General features: G+C 52.0%; 31 protein-coding genes and 1 pseudogene. 24 read left to right on the forward strand and 8 right to left on the reverse strand.

Going from position 1 to position 21,758, the window contains the following annotated elements; translation table 11 throughout:
- Positions 1 to 486, forward strand: coding sequence for a pantetheine-phosphate adenylyltransferase (coaD, locus tag KGP26_RS27585; RefSeq protein ID WP_021807277.1), 486 nt, complete (start codon positions 1 to 3; stop codon positions 484 to 486).
- On the opposite strand, the gene mutM is transcribed toward coaD, so the two are convergent.
- The 4 genes from mutM to radC form a co-directional block, all read right to left on the reverse strand.
- On the reverse strand, positions 487 to 1,296 hold the full coding sequence (gene mutM, locus KGP26_RS27590; RefSeq protein WP_166733682.1) for a bifunctional DNA-formamidopyrimidine glycosylase/DNA-(apurinic or apyrimidinic site) lyase: 810 nt from the start codon (positions 1,294 to 1,296) through the stop codon (positions 487 to 489). It lies immediately after the preceding gene.
- A 79-nt stretch (positions 1,297 to 1,375) separates the two neighbouring features.
- Positions 1,376 to 1,543: a 50S ribosomal protein L33 gene (gene rpmG, locus KGP26_RS27595; RefSeq protein WP_004392084.1), complete on the reverse strand. Its 168-nt coding sequence runs from the start codon at positions 1,541 to 1,543 to the stop codon at positions 1,376 to 1,378.
- Between the two features lie 11 nt (positions 1,544 to 1,554).
- Positions 1,555 to 1,791 carry a 50S ribosomal protein L28 gene (gene rpmB, locus KGP26_RS27600; protein WP_004931195.1) on the reverse strand — a complete coding sequence of 79 codons (237 nt, stop codon included), beginning with the start codon at positions 1,789 to 1,791 and terminating at the stop codon, positions 1,555 to 1,557.
- A gap of 265 nt (positions 1,792 to 2,056) precedes the next feature.
- On the reverse strand, positions 2,057 to 2,725 hold the full coding sequence (gene radC, locus KGP26_RS27605) for a DNA repair protein RadC (RefSeq protein ID WP_223665695.1): 669 nt from the start codon (positions 2,723 to 2,725) through the stop codon (positions 2,057 to 2,059).
- 198 nt (positions 2,726 to 2,923) lie between these two features.
- Here radC and coaBC point away from each other — a divergent pair, with 198 nt between their 5' ends.
- The 3 genes from coaBC to slmA all read left to right on the forward strand — a co-directional run bounded on the left by coaBC (position 2,924) and on the right by slmA (position 5,431).
- Positions 2,924 to 4,141 carry a bifunctional phosphopantothenoylcysteine decarboxylase/phosphopantothenate--cysteine ligase CoaBC gene (gene coaBC / locus KGP26_RS27610; RefSeq protein ID WP_223664809.1) on the forward strand — a complete coding sequence of 406 codons (1,218 nt, stop codon included), beginning with the start codon at positions 2,924 to 2,926 and terminating at the stop codon, positions 4,139 to 4,141.
- Positions 4,119 to 4,577: a dUTP diphosphatase gene (gene dut / locus KGP26_RS27615; protein WP_021807280.1), complete on the forward strand. Its 459-nt coding sequence runs from the start codon at positions 4,119 to 4,121 to the stop codon at positions 4,575 to 4,577. Before coaBC ends, dut begins: the two co-directional genes overlap by 23 nt.
- A gap of 257 nt (positions 4,578 to 4,834) precedes the next feature.
- Positions 4,835 to 5,431 carry a nucleoid occlusion factor SlmA gene (gene slmA / locus KGP26_RS27620; RefSeq protein ID WP_223664810.1) on the forward strand — a complete coding sequence of 199 codons (597 nt, stop codon included), beginning with the start codon at positions 4,835 to 4,837 and terminating at the stop codon, positions 5,429 to 5,431.
- Positions 5,432 to 5,465: 34 nt separating this feature from the next.
- Here slmA and pyrE read toward each other — a convergent pair whose 3' ends face one another.
- Together pyrE and rph are read right to left on the reverse strand one after the other, a co-directional pair.
- Complete coding sequence (gene pyrE / locus KGP26_RS27625) at positions 5,466 to 6,107, reverse strand: orotate phosphoribosyltransferase (protein ID WP_021181837.1); 642 nt, start codon at positions 6,105 to 6,107, stop codon at positions 5,466 to 5,468.
- Positions 6,108 to 6,199: 92 nt separating this feature from the next.
- On the reverse strand, positions 6,200 to 6,916 hold the full coding sequence (rph, locus tag KGP26_RS27630) for a ribonuclease PH (RefSeq protein WP_037376445.1): 717 nt from the start codon (positions 6,914 to 6,916) through the stop codon (positions 6,200 to 6,202).
- 126 nt (positions 6,917 to 7,042) lie between these two features.
- Here rph and KGP26_RS27635 point away from each other — a divergent pair, with 126 nt between their 5' ends.
- The 7 genes and pseudogenes from KGP26_RS27635 to KGP26_RS30280 form a co-directional block, all read left to right on the forward strand.
- Positions 7,043 to 7,906, forward strand: coding sequence for a YicC/YloC family endoribonuclease (locus KGP26_RS27635; protein ID WP_021181835.1), 864 nt, complete (start codon positions 7,043 to 7,045; stop codon positions 7,904 to 7,906).
- Between the two features lie 186 nt (positions 7,907 to 8,092).
- A complete protein-coding gene (locus KGP26_RS27640; RefSeq protein ID WP_223664811.1) occupies positions 8,093 to 9,361 on the forward strand; it encodes a site-specific integrase in 1,269 nt (422 codons plus the stop codon).
- A 93-nt stretch (positions 9,362 to 9,454) separates the two neighbouring features.
- On the forward strand, positions 9,455 to 10,390 hold the full coding sequence (locus KGP26_RS27645; protein ID WP_223664812.1) for a hypothetical protein: 936 nt from the start codon (positions 9,455 to 9,457) through the stop codon (positions 10,388 to 10,390).
- Between the two features lie 111 nt (positions 10,391 to 10,501).
- A complete protein-coding gene (locus KGP26_RS27650; RefSeq protein ID WP_199063864.1) occupies positions 10,502 to 10,717 on the forward strand; it encodes an AlpA family transcriptional regulator in 216 nt (71 codons plus the stop codon).
- Positions 10,717 to 11,139 (forward strand): hypothetical protein, encoded by a 423-nt coding sequence (locus KGP26_RS27655; RefSeq protein WP_199063865.1) that lies wholly within the window; start codon positions 10,717 to 10,719, stop codon positions 11,137 to 11,139. The genes KGP26_RS27650 and KGP26_RS27655 overlap by 1 nt, the downstream gene beginning before the upstream one ends.
- Before the next feature lie 14 nt (positions 11,140 to 11,153).
- A complete protein-coding gene (locus KGP26_RS27660) occupies positions 11,154 to 11,756 on the forward strand; it encodes a BRO family protein (RefSeq protein WP_223664813.1) in 603 nt (200 codons plus the stop codon).
- Positions 11,756 to 11,860: pseudogene (locus KGP26_RS30280) on the forward strand (DUF4222 domain-containing protein); the annotation flags it as partial. The gene KGP26_RS27660 and the pseudogene KGP26_RS30280, both read left to right, overlap by 1 nt.
- Before the next feature lie 398 nt (positions 11,861 to 12,258).
- On the opposite strand, the gene KGP26_RS27670 reads toward KGP26_RS30280, so the two are convergent.
- Entirely contained in the window at positions 12,259 to 12,450 is a 192-nt protein-coding gene (locus tag KGP26_RS27670) for a YlcI/YnfO family protein (RefSeq protein WP_199062119.1), read from the reverse strand.
- Positions 12,451 to 12,769: 319 nt separating this feature from the next.
- Between KGP26_RS27670 and KGP26_RS30285 the strand changes: the two genes are divergently transcribed.
- The 10 genes from KGP26_RS30285 to KGP26_RS27720 all read left to right on the forward strand — a co-directional run bounded on the left by KGP26_RS30285 (position 12,770) and on the right by KGP26_RS27720 (position 19,578).
- Entirely contained in the window at positions 12,770 to 12,931 is a 162-nt protein-coding gene (locus KGP26_RS30285; protein ID WP_245399450.1) for a host cell division inhibitor Icd-like protein, read from the forward strand.
- Positions 12,924 to 13,142, forward strand: a complete 219-nt coding sequence (locus tag KGP26_RS27680) for a hypothetical protein (RefSeq protein ID WP_223664814.1) — start codon at positions 12,924 to 12,926, stop codon at positions 13,140 to 13,142. Before KGP26_RS30285 ends, KGP26_RS27680 begins: the two co-directional genes overlap by 8 nt.
- Entirely contained in the window at positions 13,139 to 13,363 is a 225-nt protein-coding gene (locus tag KGP26_RS27685; protein ID WP_223664815.1) for a hypothetical protein, read from the forward strand. The genes KGP26_RS27680 and KGP26_RS27685 overlap by 4 nt, the downstream gene beginning before the upstream one ends.
- Entirely contained in the window at positions 13,356 to 13,541 is a 186-nt protein-coding gene (locus KGP26_RS27690; protein WP_223664816.1) for a hypothetical protein, read from the forward strand. The genes KGP26_RS27685 and KGP26_RS27690 overlap by 8 nt, the downstream gene beginning before the upstream one ends.
- On the forward strand, positions 13,525 to 13,731 hold the full coding sequence (locus KGP26_RS27695) for a hypothetical protein (protein ID WP_223664817.1): 207 nt from the start codon (positions 13,525 to 13,527) through the stop codon (positions 13,729 to 13,731). The genes KGP26_RS27690 and KGP26_RS27695 overlap by 17 nt, the downstream gene beginning before the upstream one ends.
- Positions 13,731 to 16,490, forward strand: a complete 2,760-nt coding sequence (locus KGP26_RS27700; protein WP_223665697.1) for a TOPRIM and DUF927 domain-containing protein — start codon at positions 13,731 to 13,733, stop codon at positions 16,488 to 16,490. Before KGP26_RS27695 ends, KGP26_RS27700 begins: the two co-directional genes overlap by 1 nt.
- Positions 16,491 to 16,688: 198 nt before the next feature.
- Complete coding sequence (locus KGP26_RS27705; RefSeq protein ID WP_223664818.1) at positions 16,689 to 17,699, forward strand: hypothetical protein; 1,011 nt, start codon at positions 16,689 to 16,691, stop codon at positions 17,697 to 17,699.
- A gap of 155 nt (positions 17,700 to 17,854) precedes the next feature.
- Positions 17,855 to 18,019 (forward strand): hypothetical protein, encoded by a 165-nt coding sequence (locus tag KGP26_RS27710; protein ID WP_223664819.1) that lies wholly within the window; start codon positions 17,855 to 17,857, stop codon positions 18,017 to 18,019.
- Positions 18,020 to 18,175: 156 nt separating this feature from the next.
- The gene (locus KGP26_RS27715; RefSeq protein ID WP_223664820.1) at positions 18,176 to 18,649 is read left to right on the forward strand and encodes a hypothetical protein; all 474 of its coding nucleotides are present in this window, start codon (positions 18,176 to 18,178) and stop codon (positions 18,647 to 18,649) included.
- Positions 18,646 to 19,578, forward strand: a complete 933-nt coding sequence (locus tag KGP26_RS27720) for a hypothetical protein (protein WP_223664821.1) — start codon at positions 18,646 to 18,648, stop codon at positions 19,576 to 19,578. Before KGP26_RS27715 ends, KGP26_RS27720 begins: the two co-directional genes overlap by 4 nt.
- A gap of 42 nt (positions 19,579 to 19,620) precedes the next feature.
- Here the strand turns inward: KGP26_RS27720 and KGP26_RS27725 are convergent, their stop codons facing one another.
- Positions 19,621 to 20,580, reverse strand: coding sequence for a phage antirepressor N-terminal domain-containing protein (locus tag KGP26_RS27725; protein ID WP_223664822.1), 960 nt, complete (start codon positions 20,578 to 20,580; stop codon positions 19,621 to 19,623).
- A gap of 369 nt (positions 20,581 to 20,949) precedes the next feature.
- Between KGP26_RS27725 and KGP26_RS27730 the strand changes: the two genes are divergently transcribed.
- The 3 genes from KGP26_RS27730 to KGP26_RS27740 are packed head-to-tail and all read left to right on the forward strand — an operon-like array spanning position 20,950 to position 21,758.
- Complete coding sequence (locus KGP26_RS27730; RefSeq protein WP_071926072.1) at positions 20,950 to 21,129, forward strand: hypothetical protein; 180 nt, start codon at positions 20,950 to 20,952, stop codon at positions 21,127 to 21,129.
- Positions 21,130 to 21,138: 9 nt separating this feature from the next.
- Positions 21,139 to 21,546 (forward strand): hypothetical protein, encoded by a 408-nt coding sequence (locus KGP26_RS27735; RefSeq protein WP_223664823.1) that lies wholly within the window; start codon positions 21,139 to 21,141, stop codon positions 21,544 to 21,546.
- A gap of 2 nt (positions 21,547 to 21,548) precedes the next feature.
- Positions 21,549 to 21,758, forward strand: coding sequence for a transglycosylase (locus KGP26_RS27740; protein WP_223664824.1), 210 nt, complete (start codon positions 21,549 to 21,551; stop codon positions 21,756 to 21,758).

Consider the following 21,758-nt stretch of genomic DNA (forward strand, 5'->3'; position numbering starts at 1 on the left):
ATGAGCAGCAAAGCCATCTACCCAGGTACCTTCGATCCAATGACCAACGGCCATTTGGACCTGGTCACCCGCGCCTCACTGATGTTTGATCACGTGATCCTGGCCATTGCCGCCAGTTCGAGCAAAAAACCGCTGTTTTCGCTGGAAGAACGCGTTGCCCTGGCCACGCAGGTGACCTCTCATCTGGATAACGTCGAGGTGCTGGGGTTCAGCGAGTTGATGGCGCACTTCGCCGCCCATCAGAACGCCAATATTCTGATACGCGGCCTGCGTGCGGTATCCGACTTTGAATATGAATTGCAGCTGGCGAACATGAACCGCCATCTGATGCCAACGTTGGAAAGCGTGTTTCTGATGCCTTCCGAGCAGTGGTCATTTATCTCTTCTTCCTTGGTGAAGGAAGTGGCACGCCATGGCGGCGACATCGCACCGTTCTTGCCGGATGTCGTCACCAAAGCGCTGATGGAAAAGCTGGCCGCGCAGTAATCATCGCTGGCAGCGGCGGCAGAAGAAGGTGCTGCGCTGCCCGTGTTTGGCGCTCTCGATCGGTGTGCCACAGGCGCGGCAAGGTTCACCTGCCCGGCCATAGACCTGCAGTTCCTGCGCGAAATACCCCGGCTTACCGTCCGACTGCAGGAAGTCACGCAACGTCGTTCCCCCTTGTTCAATTGACCGCAGCAACACCGCCTTGATGGTTTCGGCCAACAGATCCGCCTGCGCCTTGGTCAAGGATCCCGCCTGACGATCTGGCAGGATCCCGGCGGTAAACAGCGATTCGCTGGCATAGATATTCCCCACGCCAACCACCAGCTTGTTATCCATCAACCAAGGCTTGATCAGCGTACGCTTATTACGGGACTTCTCGTACAGGTAGGCGCCATTGAACTCTTCACCCAGCGGTTCCGGGCCAAGATGAGCCAACACGTTGCTGGCGGCCAGATCGTCACACCATAGCCAGGCACCAAAGCGGCGCGGGTCGGTGTAGCGCAGAATAAAACCGTTGCTCATCACCAGATCGACGTGGTCATGCTTACCTGGCTCGATTTCCTCTGCCAGCATACGCAAGCTGCCAGACATCCCCAGATGCACGATAATCCAGCCGTGGTCCAACTCGATCAGCAGGTACTTGGCACGGCGCTGTACGCTGCGCACCGGCCGATCGCTCAGCGCCAGGATCTGCTCGGAGACCGGCCAACGCAAACGAGCGTTACGCACCACCGCATACTGGATGTTGTGGCCAACAAGATAAGGCTCGATACCACGGCGGCTGGTTTCGACTTCTGGTAATTCAGGCATGACTGGCTCCCTCTCCGTTTGCTACCCCTATAAAATGAAAAAACCCGGCCGAGGCCGGGTTTTCATTAATCCACTAAAATTATTTAATTTTAGCTTCTTTGTAGATCACGTGTTGACGGACAACTGGATCGAATTTCTTCAGTTCCAATTTTTCCGGCTTAGTACGCTTGTTCTTCGTGGTGGTATAGAAGTGACCAGTACCAGCAGAAGAAACCAGCTTGATCTTCTCGCGAACACCTTTAGCCATGATGCAGTTCCTTAATACTTCTCACCACGGGCACGCAGATCGGCCAAGACCGTCTCAATACCCTTCTTATCGATAACACGCATACCTTTAGCAGATACACGCAGAGTTACAAAGCGCTTCTCAGCCTCAACCCAAAAACGGTGTGAGTGCAGGTTAGGCAGAAAACGGCGTTTGGTCGCGTTCATTGCGTGGGAACGGTTGTTACCGCTCACCGGGCGCTTGCCAGTAACTTGGCAGACTCGTGACATGTCTTATTCTCCAAAAATCAAATCAGCTCGAGCTTCGTATAGGGTATGGCCGCCTCGTCAGGCTTTTAGAGCCCATCTCAGCAAACTTCATACTGAGGAGACTCTCGTCATCAGGTCAGAAACCTCACATCAGGTTGGAAACCTGCTGAGATAGGCTCTTAACGCCAAACCCAAGATTCTCAAAGGTGGCGTAGTATACGCTCTGAAGCGTAAGTGCTCAAGTCCCGAACAGCTAAAGATCCCTCAAGGATCGCGAAAAAGTTGCTTATAGCCATCCGCGCTCGGCAAAAGAGACGCATTCACCCCGGCCTATCACCAAATGATCGAGCACTCGGATCTCCAATAACCGGCAGGCATTAACCACTTGCTCGGTTATCAAACGGTCGGCGTGACTGGGTTCAGCCTTACCCGAAGGGTGATTATGCGCCAGAATGAGGGCTGCTGCATTAGCCTTCAACGCCGCACGCACAATTTCTCTTGGGTGGACAACGACGCTGTTGATGGTACCAGCAAACATCTCCTGATGGCGAATAACCCGGTGCTGATTGTCTAAAAACAACACTAAAAACACCTCTCGCTCGTGGTGAGCCAGCAAACTGTGCAGATAATGCTGGGTAATTTTCGGATTCAGCAACGCGTTTTCCTGCAGATGGGGGCAAGAAAACAACCGGAAGGCTAATTCGGAAATCACCTGCAACTGCGCATAAGTGGCAATTCCCAACCCTTTATGACTGCAAAACTGTTCGTAGTCCGCCGAAATCAGTCTATACAGCGAACCAAACCGCGCCAGCAACTGATCGGCCAACTGTGAGACGTGAACTCCAGGCGAACCGGTTCGTAAGAAGATCGCCAGCAACTCCCTATCGGAAAGCGCCGCAGCCCCATCACGCATCAATTTTTCCCTGGGTGCCAACGCCCCGGGCCATAACGACATATCCTGATTGCTCATTGCCACCTCCCTGCCTGCTACAGCAGCATGTCACGGGGAATTTCATCGTGCGACAGGTGATTGATAATATTGCGAAGTGTTACGAAAACTCGCATGTAACTGGCTGCATACACAGCAGAATCGCTCCACCTGGCAGCGGTTATGCTAAAATGTCCGCCTCTTTCGGATTTCAATCGGACAATCATGATGACGGGACTTTCCGGCAAACATATTGTGCTTGGCATCAGTGGCGGTATCGCCGCTTACAAATGCCCTGAGCTGGTACGCCGCCTGCGCGACAGAGGCGCCGAGGTAAGAGTGGTGATGACCAGCGCTGCCAAAGCCTTCATTACCCCACTGACGCTGCAGGCCGTTTCCGGCTATCCGGTTTTCGACGATCTGCTGGATCCCGCAGCAGAAGCTGCCATGGGCCATATTGAATTGGGCAAATGGGCCGATCTGATGATCCTGGCCCCGGCCACCGCCGATCTGCTGGCCCGCGTTGCCGCCGGCATGGCCAACGATCTGCTGACCACGGTCTGCCTGGCTACCGATGCCCCGATCGCGGCAGCACCGGCCATGAATCAACAGATGTATCGCGCTGCCGCCACTCAGGCCAATCTACAGACCCTACAAGGGCGTGGTGTGCTGCTGTGGGGGCCAGACAGCGGTAGCCAGGCCTGTGGTGATATCGGGCCTGGCCGCATGCTGGATCCGTTGGAGATAGTGGAACTGGCTAACGCTCATTTCTCTGCGCCGCAGGATCTGCAACATTTAAAGATTATGATCACCGCGGGCCCCACCCGTGAGGCACTGGATCCGGTGCGGTTCGTCAGCAACCACAGCTCCGGCAAGATGGGTTTTGCTATCGCCAAGGCCGCCGCCGCTCGCGGTGCGCAAGTCACGTTGGTCGCCGGGCCGGTCAGCCTGCCTACGCCGCCTTGGGTAACCCGTGTGGATGTCGTCAGCGCGCTGGAAATGCAGCAAGCGGTACAACAGCACGCCGCGCAGCAGAACATCTTTATCTCCTGCGCTGCCGTGGCGGATTACCGGGCAGAACAGATTGCCGATGAGAAAATCAAAAAGCAGGGTGATGAAATCATCCTCAAGATGATCAAGAATCCAGATATTGTCGCGGGCGTTGCCGCGATGAGCAAAAATCGTCCCTTTGTCGTCGGGTTTGCGGCTGAAACCCAGAATGTGGAAGAATATGCGCGACAAAAACTACTGCGTAAAAAACTGGATTTAATCTGCGCTAACGATGTATCGCTTGCAGAGCACGGTTTTAACAGTGATACCAATGCCCTGCATCTTTTTTGGCAGGATGGAGACAAGCGCCTGCCGCATAGCGACAAGGCACTCCTTGGCCAACGTTTACTAGACGAGATAGTCAGCCGTTATGATGAAAAAAATCGACGTTAAGATCCTTGACCCGCGTATCGGTCAAGATTTCCCACTGCCGACCTATGCCACCCCAGGCTCTGCCGGGCTTGATCTGCGTGCCTGTCTGGACAGCGCGGTTGAGCTGGCACCAGGCGAAACCACCCTGCTGCCTACCGGCCTGGCTATCCACATCGCCGATACCAGTCTTGCTGCAGTGATCCTGCCGCGCTCCGGTCTGGGCCATAAGCACGGCGTCGTGCTGGGTAACCTGGTTGGCCTGATCGATTCCGATTATCAGGGCCAACTGATGGTATCCGTATGGAACCGTGGCCAGAAATCCTTCACTATCGAGCCGGGTGAACGCATCGCACAGATGGTATTTGTGCCGGTAGTGCAAGCCGAGTTTAATCTGGTGGAAGAGTTCGATAGCAGCGAACGGGGTACCGGTGGTTTTGGCCACTCCGGTCGCCAATAGAACCTGCCCGTAACCGAATGATTTACAGGGATGGCGCCTGCAACCGCGCCGCTTGCAATGCGGCACGGTTGGTCTGGCAATTGAGAGTAACGCACGGAGAATAAGGGTCTGAAAGACCTGTTAGCCATTACACCGTACAACAGCGATCTTATAAGCCGCACAGAGTTTACTCTGCAACGGCCGGTGCGCGGGTTTTCGCAAATCTATACCCGAAGAGATTGAGGGGATAAGCCGTTTTAGCAAGGGTCTAATCAAACATGGCAGAAAAAGAAAATACCAAAAGGAATCGGCGTGAGGAGATATTGCAGGCGTTAGCCCAGATGCTGGAATCCAGCGACGGCAGCCAGCGCATTACCACAGCCAAGCTTGCCGCAAACGTTGGTGTCTCTGAGGCTGCCCTTTATCGGCATTTCCCCAGCAAGACGCGGATGTTTGATAGCCTGATCGAGTTTATTGAAGATAGCCTGATAACGCGCATCAACCTGATCTTGCAGGATGAAAAAGAGACGTTCAACCGCCTACGCCTGATTGTGCTGTTGGTACTGGGGTTTGCAGAGCGCAACCCAGGCCTGACCAGGATCATGACCGGCCACGCGCTGATGTTTGAGCAGGATCGCCTGCAGGGCAGGATCAACCAGCTGTTCGAGCGGATTGAAGCGCAACTGCGTCAGGTGTTGAAGGAACGTAAGCTACGGGAAGGAAAGGGCTTTATCGTCGATGAGACCTTGCTGGCCAGCCAGATCCTGGCCTTCTGTGAAGGGATGCTGTCGCGCTATATTCGCTCTGAATTCCGCTACCGCCCAACGCAGGATTTTGATGCACGCTGGCCGCTGTTAGCGGTGCAACTGCAGTAACAAATATCGCCGGGTTCAACCCGGCGCTATTATTTTAAACCCCGTACTGCTCGCGATATGCCTTCACGGCCACCAGGCTTTCGGCCATTTCCGGCTGCTCTTCCAGGTAAGCAATCAGCTCCTTGAGCGTAATAATCGAGATCACTTTGCAGTGATAATCACGCTCCACTTCCTGGATTGCAGAAATTTCGGCACGGCCACGTTCCTGACGATCGAGAGAAATCAGCACACCTGCCAGGCTGGCGTTATGGGCACTGATAATTTCCATCGATTCGCGGATGGCCGTCCCGGCGGTGATCACGTCATCTACCAGCATCACACGCCCCTGCAACGGGCTGCCTACCAGCGTGCCGCCTTCGCCATGTTCCTTGGCTTCCTTACGGTTGAAACAATAAGGCACATCGAGATTGTGATGTTCTGCCAATGCCACTGCGGTGGTGGTCGCGATCGGGATACCTTTGTAGGCTGGGCCAAACAGCAGATCGAACTCGATGCCGGAATCCACCAGCGCTTCGGCATAAAAACGCCCTAACAGCGCCAGATCACGCCCGGTATTAAACAGGCCGGCATTGAAGAAATAGGGGCTGGTACGGCCGGATTTCAGGGTGAACTCGCCGAATTTCAATACCTGCTTGCGGAGCGCAAACTCGATAAACTGGCGCTGGTAGGCTTTCATTACTGCTTCTCCTAATTGGGTCGGTAACTTTAGTGCTATTGCAGCCCGATTTCCGGGCATAAAAAAGGCGACTGCTTGGTCGCCTTTAAAAATCAGTCTGCCAGCGCCGCTTTCTGCGCCTGGAAGATGGTTTCGATGCCCCCTCGGGCCAGCGCCAGTAGCGCCAATAGCTCATCGTGGCTGAACGGCTCACCCTCGGCGGTTCCTTGCACCTCGATCATGCGGCCATCCTCCATCATCACCACGTTCATATCGGTTTCTGCGGCGGAATCTTCCACATACTCCAGATCGCACAGCGCTTCGCCGCCAACGATACCGACAGAAACTGCGGCAACCAGCCCTTTCATCGGGTTGGCTTTCAGTTTACCGGCGGCAACCAGCGCATTCAGCGCATCGGCCAGCGCCACACAGGCTCCGGAGATGGAAGCGGTACGGGTGCCGCCATCGGCTTGCAGCACATCGCAGTCCAGGGTGATGGTGAACTCACCGAGCTTTTTCAGGTCCACTGCGGCACGCAGTGAACGAGCGATCAGACGCTGGATCTCCAACGTACGGCCACCCTGCTTGCCTTTGGCCGCTTCGCGGGCATTACGGCTGTGGGTAGAACGCGGCAACATGCCGTATTCTGCGGTGATCCACCCTTGCCCTTGGCCTTTCAAAAAGCGCGGAACGCCCTCTTCTACCGTGGCGGTGCACAAAACTTTGGTATCGCCAAACTCAACCAGCACTGAACCTTCAGCGTGTTTCGTGTAGTGACGGGTCAGTGTCAGGGGGCGAACTTGTTGTGGTGCTCTGCCTGCAGGACGCATGGGCTCTCTCCGGCTTCTTATTAACGTTTGGCTGCGCATTATACGGGCTTCGTGACGTTATGCCTATCCTGCCCGCAGGTGCAACGCTATAATCGTTCCATCTTTTCCTATTTACGGGTACGCACAATGATCCGCAGCATGACCGCCTACGCCCGGCGTGAAATCAAGGGTGAATGGGGCAGCGCAGCTTGGGAGCTGCGTTCCGTTAACCAACGCTACTTAGAAACCTACATCCGTCTGCCTGAGCAGTTCCGTAGCCTCGAGCCAGTGATCCGCGAGCGTATCCGTGGCCGCCTGACGCGTGGCAAAGTGGAGTGCAACCTGCGCTTTGAGCTCGACCCAAGCGCGCAAAGCTCGATGATCCTGAACGAAAAACTGGCCAAGCAGCTGGTTGAAGCCGCTAACTGGGTCAAAATGCAGAGCGACGAAGGAGAAATCGATCCGATCGACGTCCTGCGCTGGCCGGGCGTGATGTCCGCTCAGGAACAGGATCTGGACCTCATCAGCAACGAGCTGATGCAGGCGCTGGAAGGCGCACTGGATGATTTCATCGTGGCACGCGAAAGCGAAGGCACCGCGCTGAAAGCCCTGATCGAGCAACGCCTCGACGGCGTGAGCGCCGAAGTGATCAAAGTCCGCGCCCAGATGCCTAATATCCTGCAATGGCAGCGCGAACGTTTGGTCAGCAAGCTGGAAGAAGCCCAGGTACAGCTGGAAAACACTCGCCTGGAGCAGGAACTGGTGCTGATGGCACAGCGTATCGACGTCGCCGAAGAGCTGGACCGCCTGGAAGCGCACGTCAAAGAGACGCACAACATCCTGAAGAAGAAAGAAGCCGTTGGCCGTCGCCTCGACTTTATGATGCAGGAATTCAATCGCGAATCGAATACGCTGGCGTCCAAGTCGATCAATGCCGAAGTGACTACCTCAGCTATCGAGCTGAAGGTGCTGATTGAGCAGATGCGCGAGCAAATTCAGAATATCGAGTAAATATTCAGGAAGAATCAACAAGCCGCAAAAAACCAGAAGGCCCGCATAACAGCGGGCTTTTTTGTTGTCATGAGCTAGCATAAAGAATCAAGAAAGCGCACTATTGTTATGTACACCTGGGTGTACCCCTAAGGAAAAGGTGTACCGCATTAGGTGTACACCACTATTTGAGGTTCAGGCGGCACAATGGCAAAGCTCACAGATATGCAGATACGGGCATGGATAAAAGCTGGAGAACGGTTTGAGGGACGCTCAGACGGCAACGGGCTTTATCTTTCCTACCGGGAAAACTATCAAACACCCGTCTGGCGCTTCCGGTATAAATTTGCCGGAAAGTCACGGGTAATGATGATCGGTTCCTATGCCGACCTGTCGTTAGCCAAAGCACGGGAGACAACCAAAGAACTTTCTGCTCGTGTTGCCCTGGGTTATGACGTAGCCGGAGAGAAGCAGGAACGCAAATCCGAAGCGCTGGAAAAGATGGAGCAGGAGAAGCACGCTCTAAAAGTGTCAGCACTTGCCGCCGAATACTTTGAGCGCCAGATCCTGCCACGCTGGAAGCACCCGGACATACTGCGCCGCCGTATCGACAAAGACATAAATCCGTCTATCGGTCACATGAAGGTCGAGGACGTAAAACCCCGCCACATTGACGACATGCTGAAAAGCATTGTTGATCGTGGAGCACCGACCATAGCAACCGACGTTTTAAGATGGACGCGCCGCATATTCGATTACGGCATTAAACGACACGCACTGGAGATTAACCCCTGTTCGGCCTTTGAAGTTTCCGACGCTGGCGGGAAAGAGGTAGCGCGAGACAGGTGGTTAACTCGTGAAGAACTGATCCGACTTTTCCAGGCTATGCGAACCGCCAAAGGGTTCAGCAGACAAAACGAACTCACGTTCAAGCTATTGCTGGCCCTATGTGTGCGCAAAATGGAGCTATGCGCCGCACGGTGGGAAGAATTCGACCTGGACGCTGCTATCTGGCATTTACCAGAAGAGCGTAGCAAGAACGGCGACGCTATCGACATCCCATTACCACCACCAGCGGTTGAATGGCTGAAGGAGCTTCACACGTTCTCATGCAATAGCGCCTGGGTACTGCCAGCCAGGAAGATGCAAAACAGAATGATTCCCCACATACAGGAAAGCACCCTCCCTGTGGCACTGGCTAAGGTACGGGCAGAGATGCCGGATGTACCTAACTACACGATCCACGACTTCCGGCGTACAGCACGCACTCACCTCGCAGCGTTGGGGGTTGATCCGGTGGTTGCTGAACGTTGCCTGAATCACCGCATAAGAGGCGTTGAGGGCATCTACAACCGGCATCAATACTTTGACGAACGGAAAACAGCACTGGCGCAATGGGCGGCGTTGCTGGTGGCCTTAGAGCTCGGCGAAGAATACAACGTGACACCCATCAAGAAGATACATAAGCTATCATGAGAATGGATTGAGCATAGCTCGACGGAGTGAAAAGCGGGAAACCTTACCGCCTGACTCAATAACTTTTTAAGGCCGCGCGTGAAAGGTAACGTTATGAACAAAAATAATAACGTCTGGGAACGTAATAACATTCCAGCACTAGAGTTTTGCCACCTGCCAAGAGCGGCTGAGCTGCTTGGCTGTCATCCCAATGATTTAATTCATTTTAGCCAGATTGGTGCTATTGAACTTTGTTTATCTCTTCATAATTTCGAAGCAGCCTTATCCCCACTTAGCGTATGGGAAGAATTAAATGAATGGGAGAAAAAATTCCCCCCCAAGCTGATGACAAAATACACAAACAAATCACCTTTAAGTATGTTTATGCCAAAAGCTGAAGTTAATATGAACCCCACAGCAACCGAGAGAATTAAGCGATTTTATCAACATGAAGATACACCGGGACTAAAAAAACCGATTCTTTTTCTTTCTGGCTTGTGGGCGTTGTCAACAGGCTTTCTTCCGTTATCATTTTTCAGCGCATTAAAAAATAATGAAAAAGTTACGCTTACCGCTTTCAATCTTTCATTTAAAGAAGCTGACATTCCATTAAGCCTAGATGATTATGACAGTGATGATTATGTAGTTATGGCCCATCCATTGACTGAGCACCTCTACTCATCTGGCTTCCTAAATGAAGCGGAAGTTAAACCAATTGCCACAATTACAGTAAACGACATCCTTATTACTCGGCATCAAATTGAAAAAATAGATAATTCGGTTGGGGGAAGTATACCAAACTTTATAAATGGAGGTGTTAACCAACCCCCGTCAACTGAAATGAAGGTAGAAAAACCAGTAAGAACAACAGCAAAACAGTCAGAGCTTATTGTTGCCTTGCTTAAAGCTATTGGTTTAACAGAGAGTGATCTGACGGGTAGTGTGCCGCTTCTCAGAAAGAGAGCTAATAGTAAAGTACATAATCTCCCTTTCCCGGATGATGATAAGGCACTGATTGAGTGGTTGCGGAAGGGAGGGGTAACTCGATAACGGAGTTATCATAATTCCGAGGAGTTTTCTGATAACTCCGATACTTGCAAAAAATAATTCATTAATCTCACCCGTAACGACGCAACAACCACTAACAAAAGGTTACGGGCTATGACAGCAACACAAAAGACGCAAGTCGCCATCCCCACTACAGGCTATATCCGCCGCTTTCGCTTGGCTGAAATGCTGGGCGTTAGCGTTGCCACCATCGACCGCAAAGTTAAAAACGGCACATTGCCGCGCCCGGTTAAGCTGGGCGAGAAAATCACGGCTTTCGACGCAGTAGAGATTAATAACTGGCTGACTTCTCGGCGGGAGGCTGCGTAATGGAAATGAAAAACCGCCCAGTACAGCAGGCGGCTAATCAGAAGGTTGGCACCTCTGATAATAGCGCCATCTCTACCATCAAGCCAGCACCAAAGAAACACCGTGCTCGTGTTTATATGCTGAAAACCGGCGTCAATGGCTGGACTGAGAATGACATTCTCAAGTATTGCCGCCTCTCATCTGGCCGTAACTACGCTAGCGAGTTGGAACGCCGCCTGGATATTCATCTAGAGCGTATCGACGAAAAGAACCCGGACGGTATCGGTAGCCATTTTCGCTATCGATTTGTGAGCCGTGCCGATGTTCTGCACGTGATCCAGTTGGTCAACCATAGCGCCGTTGCTGGTGGCTATCACGGCCTTTCCCAAGGTGACATAGCTAACATCCTAACCTTGTACCCAGACGCCAACAACGCCGCCTAACGGAGCCTGACAACATGAAACTCGAAAAAATCAGATTCAATTCTGAGGACGCCCCTCAGCCTATCCCAAGCCAGAAAGCTACTTTCACCGCTGATGAGAGTGATATTTCCGTTATCAAGTTCGAGGGCACAACGGTGCGTATAGTTAATGTGTACGGTCAGCCGTGGTTCGTTGCCTCTGATGTTTGCCAATCGCTAGAAATTAGTAATCCCACCAGCGCGGTTTCCTCTCTGGATGGAGACGAGGTGATGACCCTAACTTTAACTGCGGGTCATTCCGGCAAGCGTGGTGGTGCACGTATCTGGAATATGGTTGCTGAGTCTGGCTTCTACAAACTGATCGCCCGTAGCCGTAAGGCTAGCACTGCAGGGACATTAGCCCATCGATTCAGTAATTGGGTATTCCGCGATGTTATCCCGTCCATCCGTAAGACTGGCTCGTATGGCGTCCCGTTTGCGTTCCTGAACGACTACAGCAAGCGCAAGAACATGTATACCAAGAAGGCCAGCAAACGAGGCCAGGCTTTACAGTCATGCAAAGCAGAGAAGCAGGCGCTGGCGTATGAGGAAGCGGAGTTGTGGCGCAAGTATCAGCCGGATCTGTTGGAGGTTCACTAATGACCGTCAGCAAGCCTCAGCCTAATCAGCGCTACAAAGACTCACACGGCCACCGGATCACGGTGGTTAGTGTGGAGTTCCTGAGTGTGACGTTCTACCGCGACGGGTACGAGCACCCATGCGTACAGCCGTTAGATCGTTTCGACAAGGATTATAAGCTTATCGCCGGGGTGAGGATGAGTAACGCTACCTGCCAGAAAGAAGCCTTTCCCCTGGCTGGCAACCTGTCAAAACCTGACATCTGGCCCTGGGCAATGTTAACAATTGATAACACCACCGACCGTAAAGCTGGTGGCGCGATCCTAACAATTCCTAAGGCTCTGAGTGCTGCCGGTCATTATCCGGTTTTGGATAATGCTGTTATGCATAGTTTTTTTCATGCGGCAACCTTTGCGCACCGGGTATGCAACGCGGCAGCGACTGGGTTTCTTAAGTCCATAAAAAAGGGCGGCATTTCTGCCCCCCCGGAGTATGTGGGGCAAAGTGCAAAATCGCACTTTGGTCACTCTTTTGGTTTCTTGCGCTGTTCCAACTTGAGCTTTCGACCACAGGCATCAAGTACCCAGGCAGAAAAGTTGGCGCTGGGATTTTCTGGCTTCTCTCGCTCTACGCTTACGTCTATTTCTTCAATTAGTTCGTGCGGAAAGCGAATTCCCTTCAAGCTTGACTTGTTATTAACATTCTTAGTCGCCATTGGTTTTTCTCCTAGATGGTGTGTAAGCACTATACACAAAAGTGGAGGAAATAAAACACTTGACGTGTTAGAACACCTGAGGTTATGGTGTTCTAACACCTTATCCACAGGTAAGGCACAGGCAACACACAAAATAGCGACGCCCCGAAGTGGTGGAACACTACCGAGGCGTCTTACCACCAACGTTAAGTACAGTAACGAGGTAGCTATGTCAGATCATACCACACCCTTAACCGGGCGGAATTCTCTCACCCTGAATAAGTTCACCTGGCGCTTTCTGGCGATATCACGCTCAGACCGTAAGGCCAAGCCTTGCCGCATGTCTGTAGAAGCGCACACCGAGCGCGAAGCCCGCCAAGTGCTGGCCCCACACTTCATCCTGTCATTGGCCTCCCGTCTGCCGGTGCAAGGTATGGGGGAAATCTCTACACCTTCAACCATAGCGAAAACCTCTACGGTTCAGGAGGTGAGCTATGCGTAAACCGATGCCCCTGATTGACGCTAGAGGACGTGTTGCGCAAGCGAAAGCCACCCTTTCTGTATGGCTTGAAGCAACAAAGGCGGGCGAGTCCGATACACATATGATCGGCGCGGTAATGTCTCTGCTGGAAGGTGTGACAGAAGCAATGGACGAGGCGGAAAACAGTATTGGTGAGTACGTCATGCGTGACCATTCAGGGGGTAAATCATGAGCCACGAAATCACCTTAGCTAAAGCAGCAGAAAAGGCCGAACAGGCAGAAGTGGTCAGCCGTCTATTGGAAAGCTATCCACACCAGATGGCAGAAAGTGAAGTTACCGCCATTGCCTCGTTACTAGCCCAACTAACAGGTGAGGTTGCCACATGGCTGATTGAAGAACAGGCACAACGCATGGATGCCGAAGCGGCGAAGCGTGGAGGTAAACATGCATAGCATTCTTTCGCTGCTTGATGCCCTGATCAAGATTGAAGCCCTAGCCGCAGCAGCCGGACACCTTGCGCCGAATGGTGATGAAGGGGCGGTAAAACACCGTCTGTTAGAAATTATCGAAGTAACAGCCAAAGAGGCGCAGGACGGCAACAAGGGGGCTGGTTATGTCGAATCAAACTAACCGTTACCGCGTGTTTATTTACGCTACGGATGCCGCTGGGCGCCCTATTTCCCCCGTCTGGTATGGCAATGCTCAGAACCAGAATGAGGCTATCAAAAAGGCGTTGGACGAGGCTGTAGAGAATTGCTGGACTGTGACCAAAGTCATTGGCGTTCAGATGAAGCGCAAACCGCTGGCGGTGGCAGCATGATGCGTAACATTGACCTTATCCGCGAAGTGACCAAAGCAGCCGCCAACCGCTGGCCGGACGTGTTGCCGATGGTGGGGATTGACGTTCCCGCCAGCCCGCGCGCACAAGTGGCCTGCCCGGCCTGTGGTGGGAAAGATCGCTTTCGTTTCGACGATAACGGGCGCGGTTCGCATTTCTGCAACCAGTGCGGGGCCGGTGACGGGTTAGACCTCATCCAGAAGGCGAACCGGTGCGACGCCACCGAAGCCGCTCGGATGGTCGCTGACGTGCTGGGTATTGATTACCGGGCAGCAGAACCAGCACCAGAGGCCACCAGCCAGAGCAAGGCAATAATCGACGCCGAACGCCAGCAGCGGGAGCAGGAACGCCAGCAGGCCGAAGCCGTGGAGCAGGAGCGCAAGCGCCAGCAGTTTAACCACCGTTATACCGCGTTATACAACAAAGCCTCACCGGGTGAATCGACCTATTTCACCGCCAAAGGGCTGACCGGCTTCACCTTCCCCATTCTTCCCGATGGCCGCTTGCTGGTGGCCCTGACTGACGAAACCGGCGCAGTCACGGCAGCACAGACCATCACCCCCGCTGGTGAGAAGCGGCAGGTAACGGACGGCACCAAGCGCGGCGCATACCATGCCGTGAACGCCCCAGAACAGCCGCAGGCGGTGATTATTGCCGAGGGGCTGGCAACCACACTAACCGCTCACCTAATGCGCCCTGACGCGCTGACGGTGGCCGCTATCGATGCCGGGAACCTGTTACACGTTGCTCAGGTGATGCGCCGGAAATATCCAGAGGCACAAATCATCATTGCAGGTGATAACGACCACCACGCAGACGGCAGCGCCAACACTGGCCGGATCGCCGCAGAGAAAGCCGCTACCGCTGTTGCCGGGTGGGTATCAGTGCCACCTACCGAGCATAAAGCCGATTGGGACGACTACCGCCAGCAAAACGGTCTAGAAGCCGCTACACAAGCATTTGACGATTCGCAGTATCAGCACAAGGGGGAAGGCGTGAGCGTCCAACTGAAAGCCATTGAGGGCGGTAAAAAAGACAGCCAAGAGGCTGATCCGCTAAAACCTCGCATTGAAAGCCGCAAGGATGGCATTTTCTGGATCACGCCGAAGGTAGACCAGGTGAGCGGCGAGGTGATCAACAATGAATCGTGGTTGTGTTCTCCGTTGGAAGTGATCGGCACTGGCCGGGATGACAAAGACCAATACCTGATTATCCGTTGGCTACCGGTAGGCGAAACCCTGCCAACAACCGCAGCCATTCCCCTGGCCGACATTGGCGAGCGTGAAGGATGGCGCACACTCAAGGCGGGCGGTGTGAACGTGACCACGAAAACCGCACTCCGGGCGACGTTGGCCGATTGGCTACAGTGTGGCGGCTCCCGTGATATTTGGCGCGTGGCGCAGGCTACGGGCTGGCAGTGCGGGGCATACATCATGCCGGACGGGGAAATCATCGGCACACCTGAAAGGCCGGTACTGTTCAACGGGCGCAGTGCTGCCGCTGCCGGGTACACCGTCAAGGGAACGCCGGAAAGCTGGCGTGATTCAGTGGCCCGGTTGGCGCAGGGCAACCCTTCCATGATGGCCGGGATCGGTGCGGCACTGGCTGCCCCCCTCATTGGGCTGGCAGGTGTTGACGGGTTCGGTATTCACTTCTACGAGCAATCCAGTGCCGGTAAGACCACGACCGCTAACATTGCCAGCAGTCTGTACGGTGAGCCGGACACCTTGCGCCTGACGTGGTTCGGTACAGCTTTAGGGATAGCCAACGAGGCCGCCGCGCACAATGACGGACTGATGCCGCTGGATGAGGTGGGGCAAGGCGCTGATCCGGATAGCGTGGCGAAATCGGCCTACACCCTGTTTAACGGCGTGGGTAAGCTCCAAGGGGCCAAAGAGGGCGGGAACCGAGATCTAAAGCGCTGGCGTACCGTGGCGCTCAGTACCGGTGAAATGGATATTGAAACCTTCATAGCTACCGCTGGCCGCAAGGTGAAGGCTGGGCAACTGGTGCGCCTGCTGAATATCCCGCTGGAGAAGTCACAACAGCACCATGAGACAGTCAACGGCAAGGCCCACGCCGACGCCCTGAAAGACGCCTATCAGCACAATTACGGGGCCGCTGGGCGCTTTTGGATTAAGCACCTTGCCGACCACCAGCAACAGGCCATTGCCGCTGTTAGAGCAGCAGAGGAACGCTGGCGCTCACTGATACCGGCAGACTACGGGGAACAGGTTCACCGAGTGGCGGCGCGGTTCGCTGTACTGGAGGCGGCGCTGTTGCTGGGCTGTGTGGTAACTGGCTGGGATGCGCAGGAGTGCCGGGACGCGATACAACACAACTTCAACGCCTGGATCAGAGAGTTCGGCACCGGCAACAAAGAGCACCAGCAGATTATCGAGGCTGCCGAAGCCTTCCTGAACGCCCACGGCTTGAGCCGGTTCGCGCCACTGCCCTATGACCCGCAGAGCCTGCCTATTCGTGACTTGGCCGGGTACCGGGACAAAGGGAAGCATGATTGCGACGCTATGGTGTTCTACACGTTCCCGGCAGCGTTTGAAGATGAGATAGCGCGAGGGTTTAACACCAAGCATTTCGCCAAGGCGCTGGCAGAGGCCGGGATGCTGACACCGCCAGCCAGTGGGAGAGGCTTTCAACGGAAATCACCGCGTATCGACGGGCGACAGATTAACGTGTACGTGATCCACCACCTGCCAGACGGCGAACAGTCGGAAGAATAAAATCTCTACGTGCGAGAAAACATGTTGGTTCAGTTAGTTCAGTTGGTTCAATTTGTAAAGATGTCTGTTTTTAAAGGAAATTATTTTTAATTTTGAACCAACACTGAACCAACAAATGCCCGTTTTGAACCAACAAATTATTGTGTTTCTGGCTGGTGGCCCTAATCACAAGCCAGAAAACAAGCGGAGTGAGTGGGAATGAGCACACAAACCAACGTGCATACCGGGGGTGCAAAATCTACCGGCAGAATGAGCAGGGAGCACCGGGCGGAAGTGCTACGCCTGAAACAGTCGGGCATGGGTTATCGCCGTATTGCTGACATCACCGGCTTTAACCTGAGTACGGTTAAAAGCGCCTGTAAGCGGTCTGGCCTGTTCGCAGATAACCAGGTACACAAAGCCCTGTTTACCATCCCGGAACCGCAATACGGCACCGCTGTAGCGACAGTAAAGCCATTGCCACCACAGCGCGTCATTACCGGCCATAAGCAAACGGACGCTTACCTGTGGGTGCTGGAAGTGATCGGCACCAACGAGCTGTCACACGTCGCCGCCGCAGAGGATGCGCTTAAAAAGCTGACCATTACCCCCAAGCAGGCACAGGAACGCTACACGCAGCACCTTGTAAACACGGGCGCGGGTTGGACGGCGGCTTTCTCAACCATGTTCATGGATGATCCACAGCACCACATCAATCGCGCCAAAGCGCAGAACAGCGAGGCGGCCAAGGTCAGGGCGGTATTCGGTAGCTATGAAGCCGCCATGAAGCCCACCCAGGCAGAGGCGATGATGCTGGATAAATACGGGCATCTGTATGTCAGTGATTTGGAGGAGGGTGAAACTCGCTCGATGGATTGGGAAGAACACGAACAGGAAGAGGCAGAGCGCCAACTTAAAACCGAGGGATTCAGGGATGCGCTTCCAGAGCCTCACACTCTCTCGGATGTGGTGAGGGAGTGGCAGTATTGGGATTGGCTCTACGGTATGCGTCAGGCGGCTTACAAAGAGCTGTATAACGATTCCCTCATTGACAGTGAGCGATATATTTATGACCGTGAGGATTATCTTTCTGGACGGTTGGCGCAGATCCGCCCGCTCCACCAGCGTGAGGCTGTGGATGTGTTGAAGTGGCTACTGGTTCAAGAGCGATTTGACGATGACAACGAGGCGATATTGTTTAACCTCATTGGTGCTACAGGTATCAAATAGTAACGTTGTTAAATTATTGCATTCCCATACTTAAGCCTGCGATCTTGCGGGCTTTTTTGTGCCATTGATCAAAGGACAGACACTTTAGTCTAGCTATATAGCCGTCTGTAGAACACAGTAGGCAAACTAATGTGTGGCATTCGAGGGAGCGGATAATGAAGAAAATAATTTTGGCTGTATGCCTATCGCTGTTTGCATTCGTAGCAACGGCAGCTAATACCCCATGTTCAGGCAAGAAAGGTGGCGTTTCCCATTGTTCTGGCGAAAAATTTGTCTGTAATGACGGCTCAGTCAGTAAATCAAAGAAAACTTGCCGCTGATGGTTTCTGTCGCTCGCGAACTCTATCGCCACAAGTTCATGATGTGGTTATAGGGCCTAATGGTGGTAAGAGGTATCTGGGGAGCGACTAAAATCAAGAGCTTCATAAATTGCAAATAAAAACAGAATCTTACAATAAAAACAGCAAGGGCGTGTAATGGAGAAGTTATGCTTTCCTCCCCTTCTATCGCCAGGGTTCCATGACTATGACGATGATGGCCTGAAGGAATTGTGTGTCGAACGATTTACTACTTCTCAGCGAAGGGGTATGCTGTACTGTAATTATATACAGTATATTTCTCAGGTTAGGAGCATCAATGCTCAGTTCAAGTGTTTCAGTGAGATATGGGTTGACGGCTCGTTTACAACAGAAAAGCCAGAACCAGATGACATAGACGTTCTTGTTGTTGTTGATTTTTTAGCATTAAATCAAATTACTGAACAATTTCATGGACTGGTAAGCAGCTTGTTAGATCGTCAATATGTGAAGTTAAATTTCAACATTGATGTGCTGATACTTCCTGAAAACCACCCTGAGATAGATTATAGTGAGAGAAGAAGCTATTGGCGGGGATGGTTTGGTTTCGATAGAAAGGAGAATCCAAAAGGTCTGGTGAGGGTTATGCTATGAACGAAGAAAAAGATTTCAAGTCCTTGAAGGATCGAATTGAATTCGTTCAGCGTGACGTCGAATCGCTCTCGGGCAAAAGAGGTAGGTCATTTGCTGACGATATTATTTATAGGTCAATGGACTCTCATCTGAGCGACCTGCGAGCCCAGCAAAGGGCTATCGATATCAAGCATCCCCTACAGGATTTCATGGAACTGCGGTTGAAAGGTGTCCTTGTCGACATTGGTTCTATTCCGCTGGATATACTTTCCGTCATATCAGCTAATCTGGCAGGACTTGTCCAGAAGGCAACGCATAGAATTTCATCAGGTAAAGATTCTCGACGGGTACCAAATGATGTAAAAAACGCCCTTAATATGCGGTTAGCAGATCTCGCTCCAGGATCAACAAAGCTCGCAGTTACTTTCTCTACTGGTTCGGGAGAGCTTTTCGACACAGTCTCAAGCCAGGCGGTAAAAGAAATTTTTTCAATGTTGGAAGCTGCTGATGAGGAAACATTTATAGCTAAGGTCGCTGAAATTGGCTCTCACTCGACGCATAGTCTTAAGAAAATCATTGATGAGTGTGAGAGAAACGGCCTTAACTTTGATATTTCCTGGGTTGGTCCCCTTAGTAATGGCCGAAAAGAGGTATCCATCAGTAGTGAAGATATCCGAAAACTCACTAATCGACTGATGTTGACCCAGGTTTCAAAACCATGGGATGAGCGTATCTCTGGTGAACTGGCTGTACTTTCTATGTATGGGAAGCTTGAGGTTGTTAATGAATGTGAGCGAATTAAAGCTTCTTATCCCATTGAGATGCTAAATGAAATACAAAGTAAATATAAAGTTGGCGAACGTATTTCGGTGGTCGCAAGTGTCACTGAAGTTCATAACGATAGATTAGGTATCGTAAGACGAAATTATATGATAAAAAGCCTTCAATAATAATTTAGACCCGGTCAGCGAGCCGGGTCTTTTATTTAGTGTTTAGCCTAGCCGTCTTTTCGGATATCCACCATAAGCTAACCCCTTGTCCTTTCCTGAGAAGATAATGTTTGCACCACGTTCTTTAGTCTGGTTATTGATAACATTGTTCAGGCGAGATGTTAGTTGATGCGCATAGGATAACTCTTTCTGCATTTCGATAAATTGCTGCGTGATGCCGTACATAGCATGGATGCGTATTTTTGCACCGGTGACATCAAAACCATCTTTTTCCAATGCTTCTAACAATTCCTGTTCTGGTGCACGATTGCGTTCGTCCAGAATTACGCGGGGAGTCATCCAGGCATTACCGAATTTGCGATCATGTGGGTCAGCAGTTTCAACAGGATAGTTATAGTCAGGTTTGCGACTGGGTGGCGGTAATCCATCCTGTTTACCCAAGAGTTCACCATCTAGCACTCTAGCGAGAAGGTGGTCGATAGCTTCGGCGTTCTGACGTTCAGTCAACTCATTGAGATGCTTTGTACCCAATTTGCAATGAATCAGTTTGTAAATTGCCTGGTAAGGTAACCCGTATTTCCCCGTTATGCGGTTTACTGCTGTCTGTAACGGTGTGCGTTCTTCGGGGGCGCTGGCTGGTACTTGGTTTGATTCACCTTTGGCCCAGCCCTTATGTAGCAGATCGTAGCATTCACACTGGTATTGGATAACCTTATCTCTGATTTGGGGGTTAACTTTGTTTGGGCAGATCGTTTGCATCCAATCAGAAAAGTTATCGAGGGCAAGACAAAGAAACATCGTTGGCTGGCTATCGATAGAAGGTTTAATAGTAAGTTTCTTAATATGAGCGTTGAACTGTCCCTTAAGTTTTGCGCGTTGCCTTTGCCAATCCATCCCCATACCTTCCACTACAGGCTTCATCGGTACGTAGGGCTTTCCATAGTGTTTGATTATGTAGAGTATTGAGTTGATGAATGGAACGCTGATCGCTAAATGGGCCATGATAATCCCTCCTTGGTGAGTGTCTCCTTGGTGGCCTTTCCTGTATCGGTTGCGTGTCTGATTAGATTGAATATTGAACACTTACAGTCATGAAGTGAACAATTTTTCTAATGTATATAGCAAAAATGGGATCTGAGTATATTTTTTGAACTGAATGAGACTAACTGCTTGCCCCTCAAGTATCTCCTCACCCTGCCACCCTGTTGTAACAAACCCTTGCTTGCTCACCTCCAGACTGGCTTCCATAACCACCAGCAAATTCGATCGCAATGATCGAAATATATCATTGCGATTGTTGCAATATAAATTGCAATCATTTCATTTTATGCAACACTAATAACTGTATTAATAACCAGTGAGATTGTGGCTATGGCAACGAAAGCAAACGTTAAGCCTGTTCTTTTATCTGGTGAGCAGATGGCGGCGATACTTCAAATTCAACGCCAAGAAAAACAAAAGTCACCGTTAGGTATCTCGCCAAGCATTCATGAGATTGCTCGCGGGCTGGTGGCTAAAGCGCTTACTACTTCTATCAACGAATCTAACTAAGGGGTATCCATGGCTCGCAAAGAACTCTATTACACAGTGTCCGGCACCAAAGGCCGTGACGAAGGGAAGATGTATCACATTCAAGAAATGTCAGCATCACAGGCGGAGTGGTGGGCTATTCAAGTGGGGATGGCGATGTCTCGAAACGGCGTTGAGGTGCCAGACGATTTATCAAGCATGGGCATGGCTGCTATGGCTATGCACGGGTTGGCGCTGGTTGCGAAAATCCCGGCCGTTGAAGCTAAGCCGCTACTCGATGAACTGATGGCATGCGTTCAGGCCGTTCCAAACCCTAACGATAAGAAAATTCAGCGCCCACTGGTTGAGTCCGACACCGAAGAGGTTGCTACACGCCTTAAGCTGCGTATGGAGGTTTTCAAGCTTCACGTGGATTTTTTGCTACCCGCAAGCGCTTAAATATGCCTCCGACTATGCCGGGTGATGATGTTGGCGGAATGATTGAACTCGTCAATGTGCCGAAGATTATCGGCATCATCATCTCGCATAAGTTGAATTTGGCGAGCCTCCATGAGTTAGACACGGTTTATGGCCTGGAGGATGCTTGGCGGTTTCTCGAAGTGATAACCGTTCATGATTACAACCAAATGGTCATCAACAAAGGCCAGTGA

Source organism: Serratia sp. JSRIV002 (assembly GCF_019968725.1).
In the GTDB taxonomy this organism is placed as follows: Bacteria; Pseudomonadota; Gammaproteobacteria; order Enterobacterales; family Enterobacteriaceae; genus Chania; species Chania fonticola_B.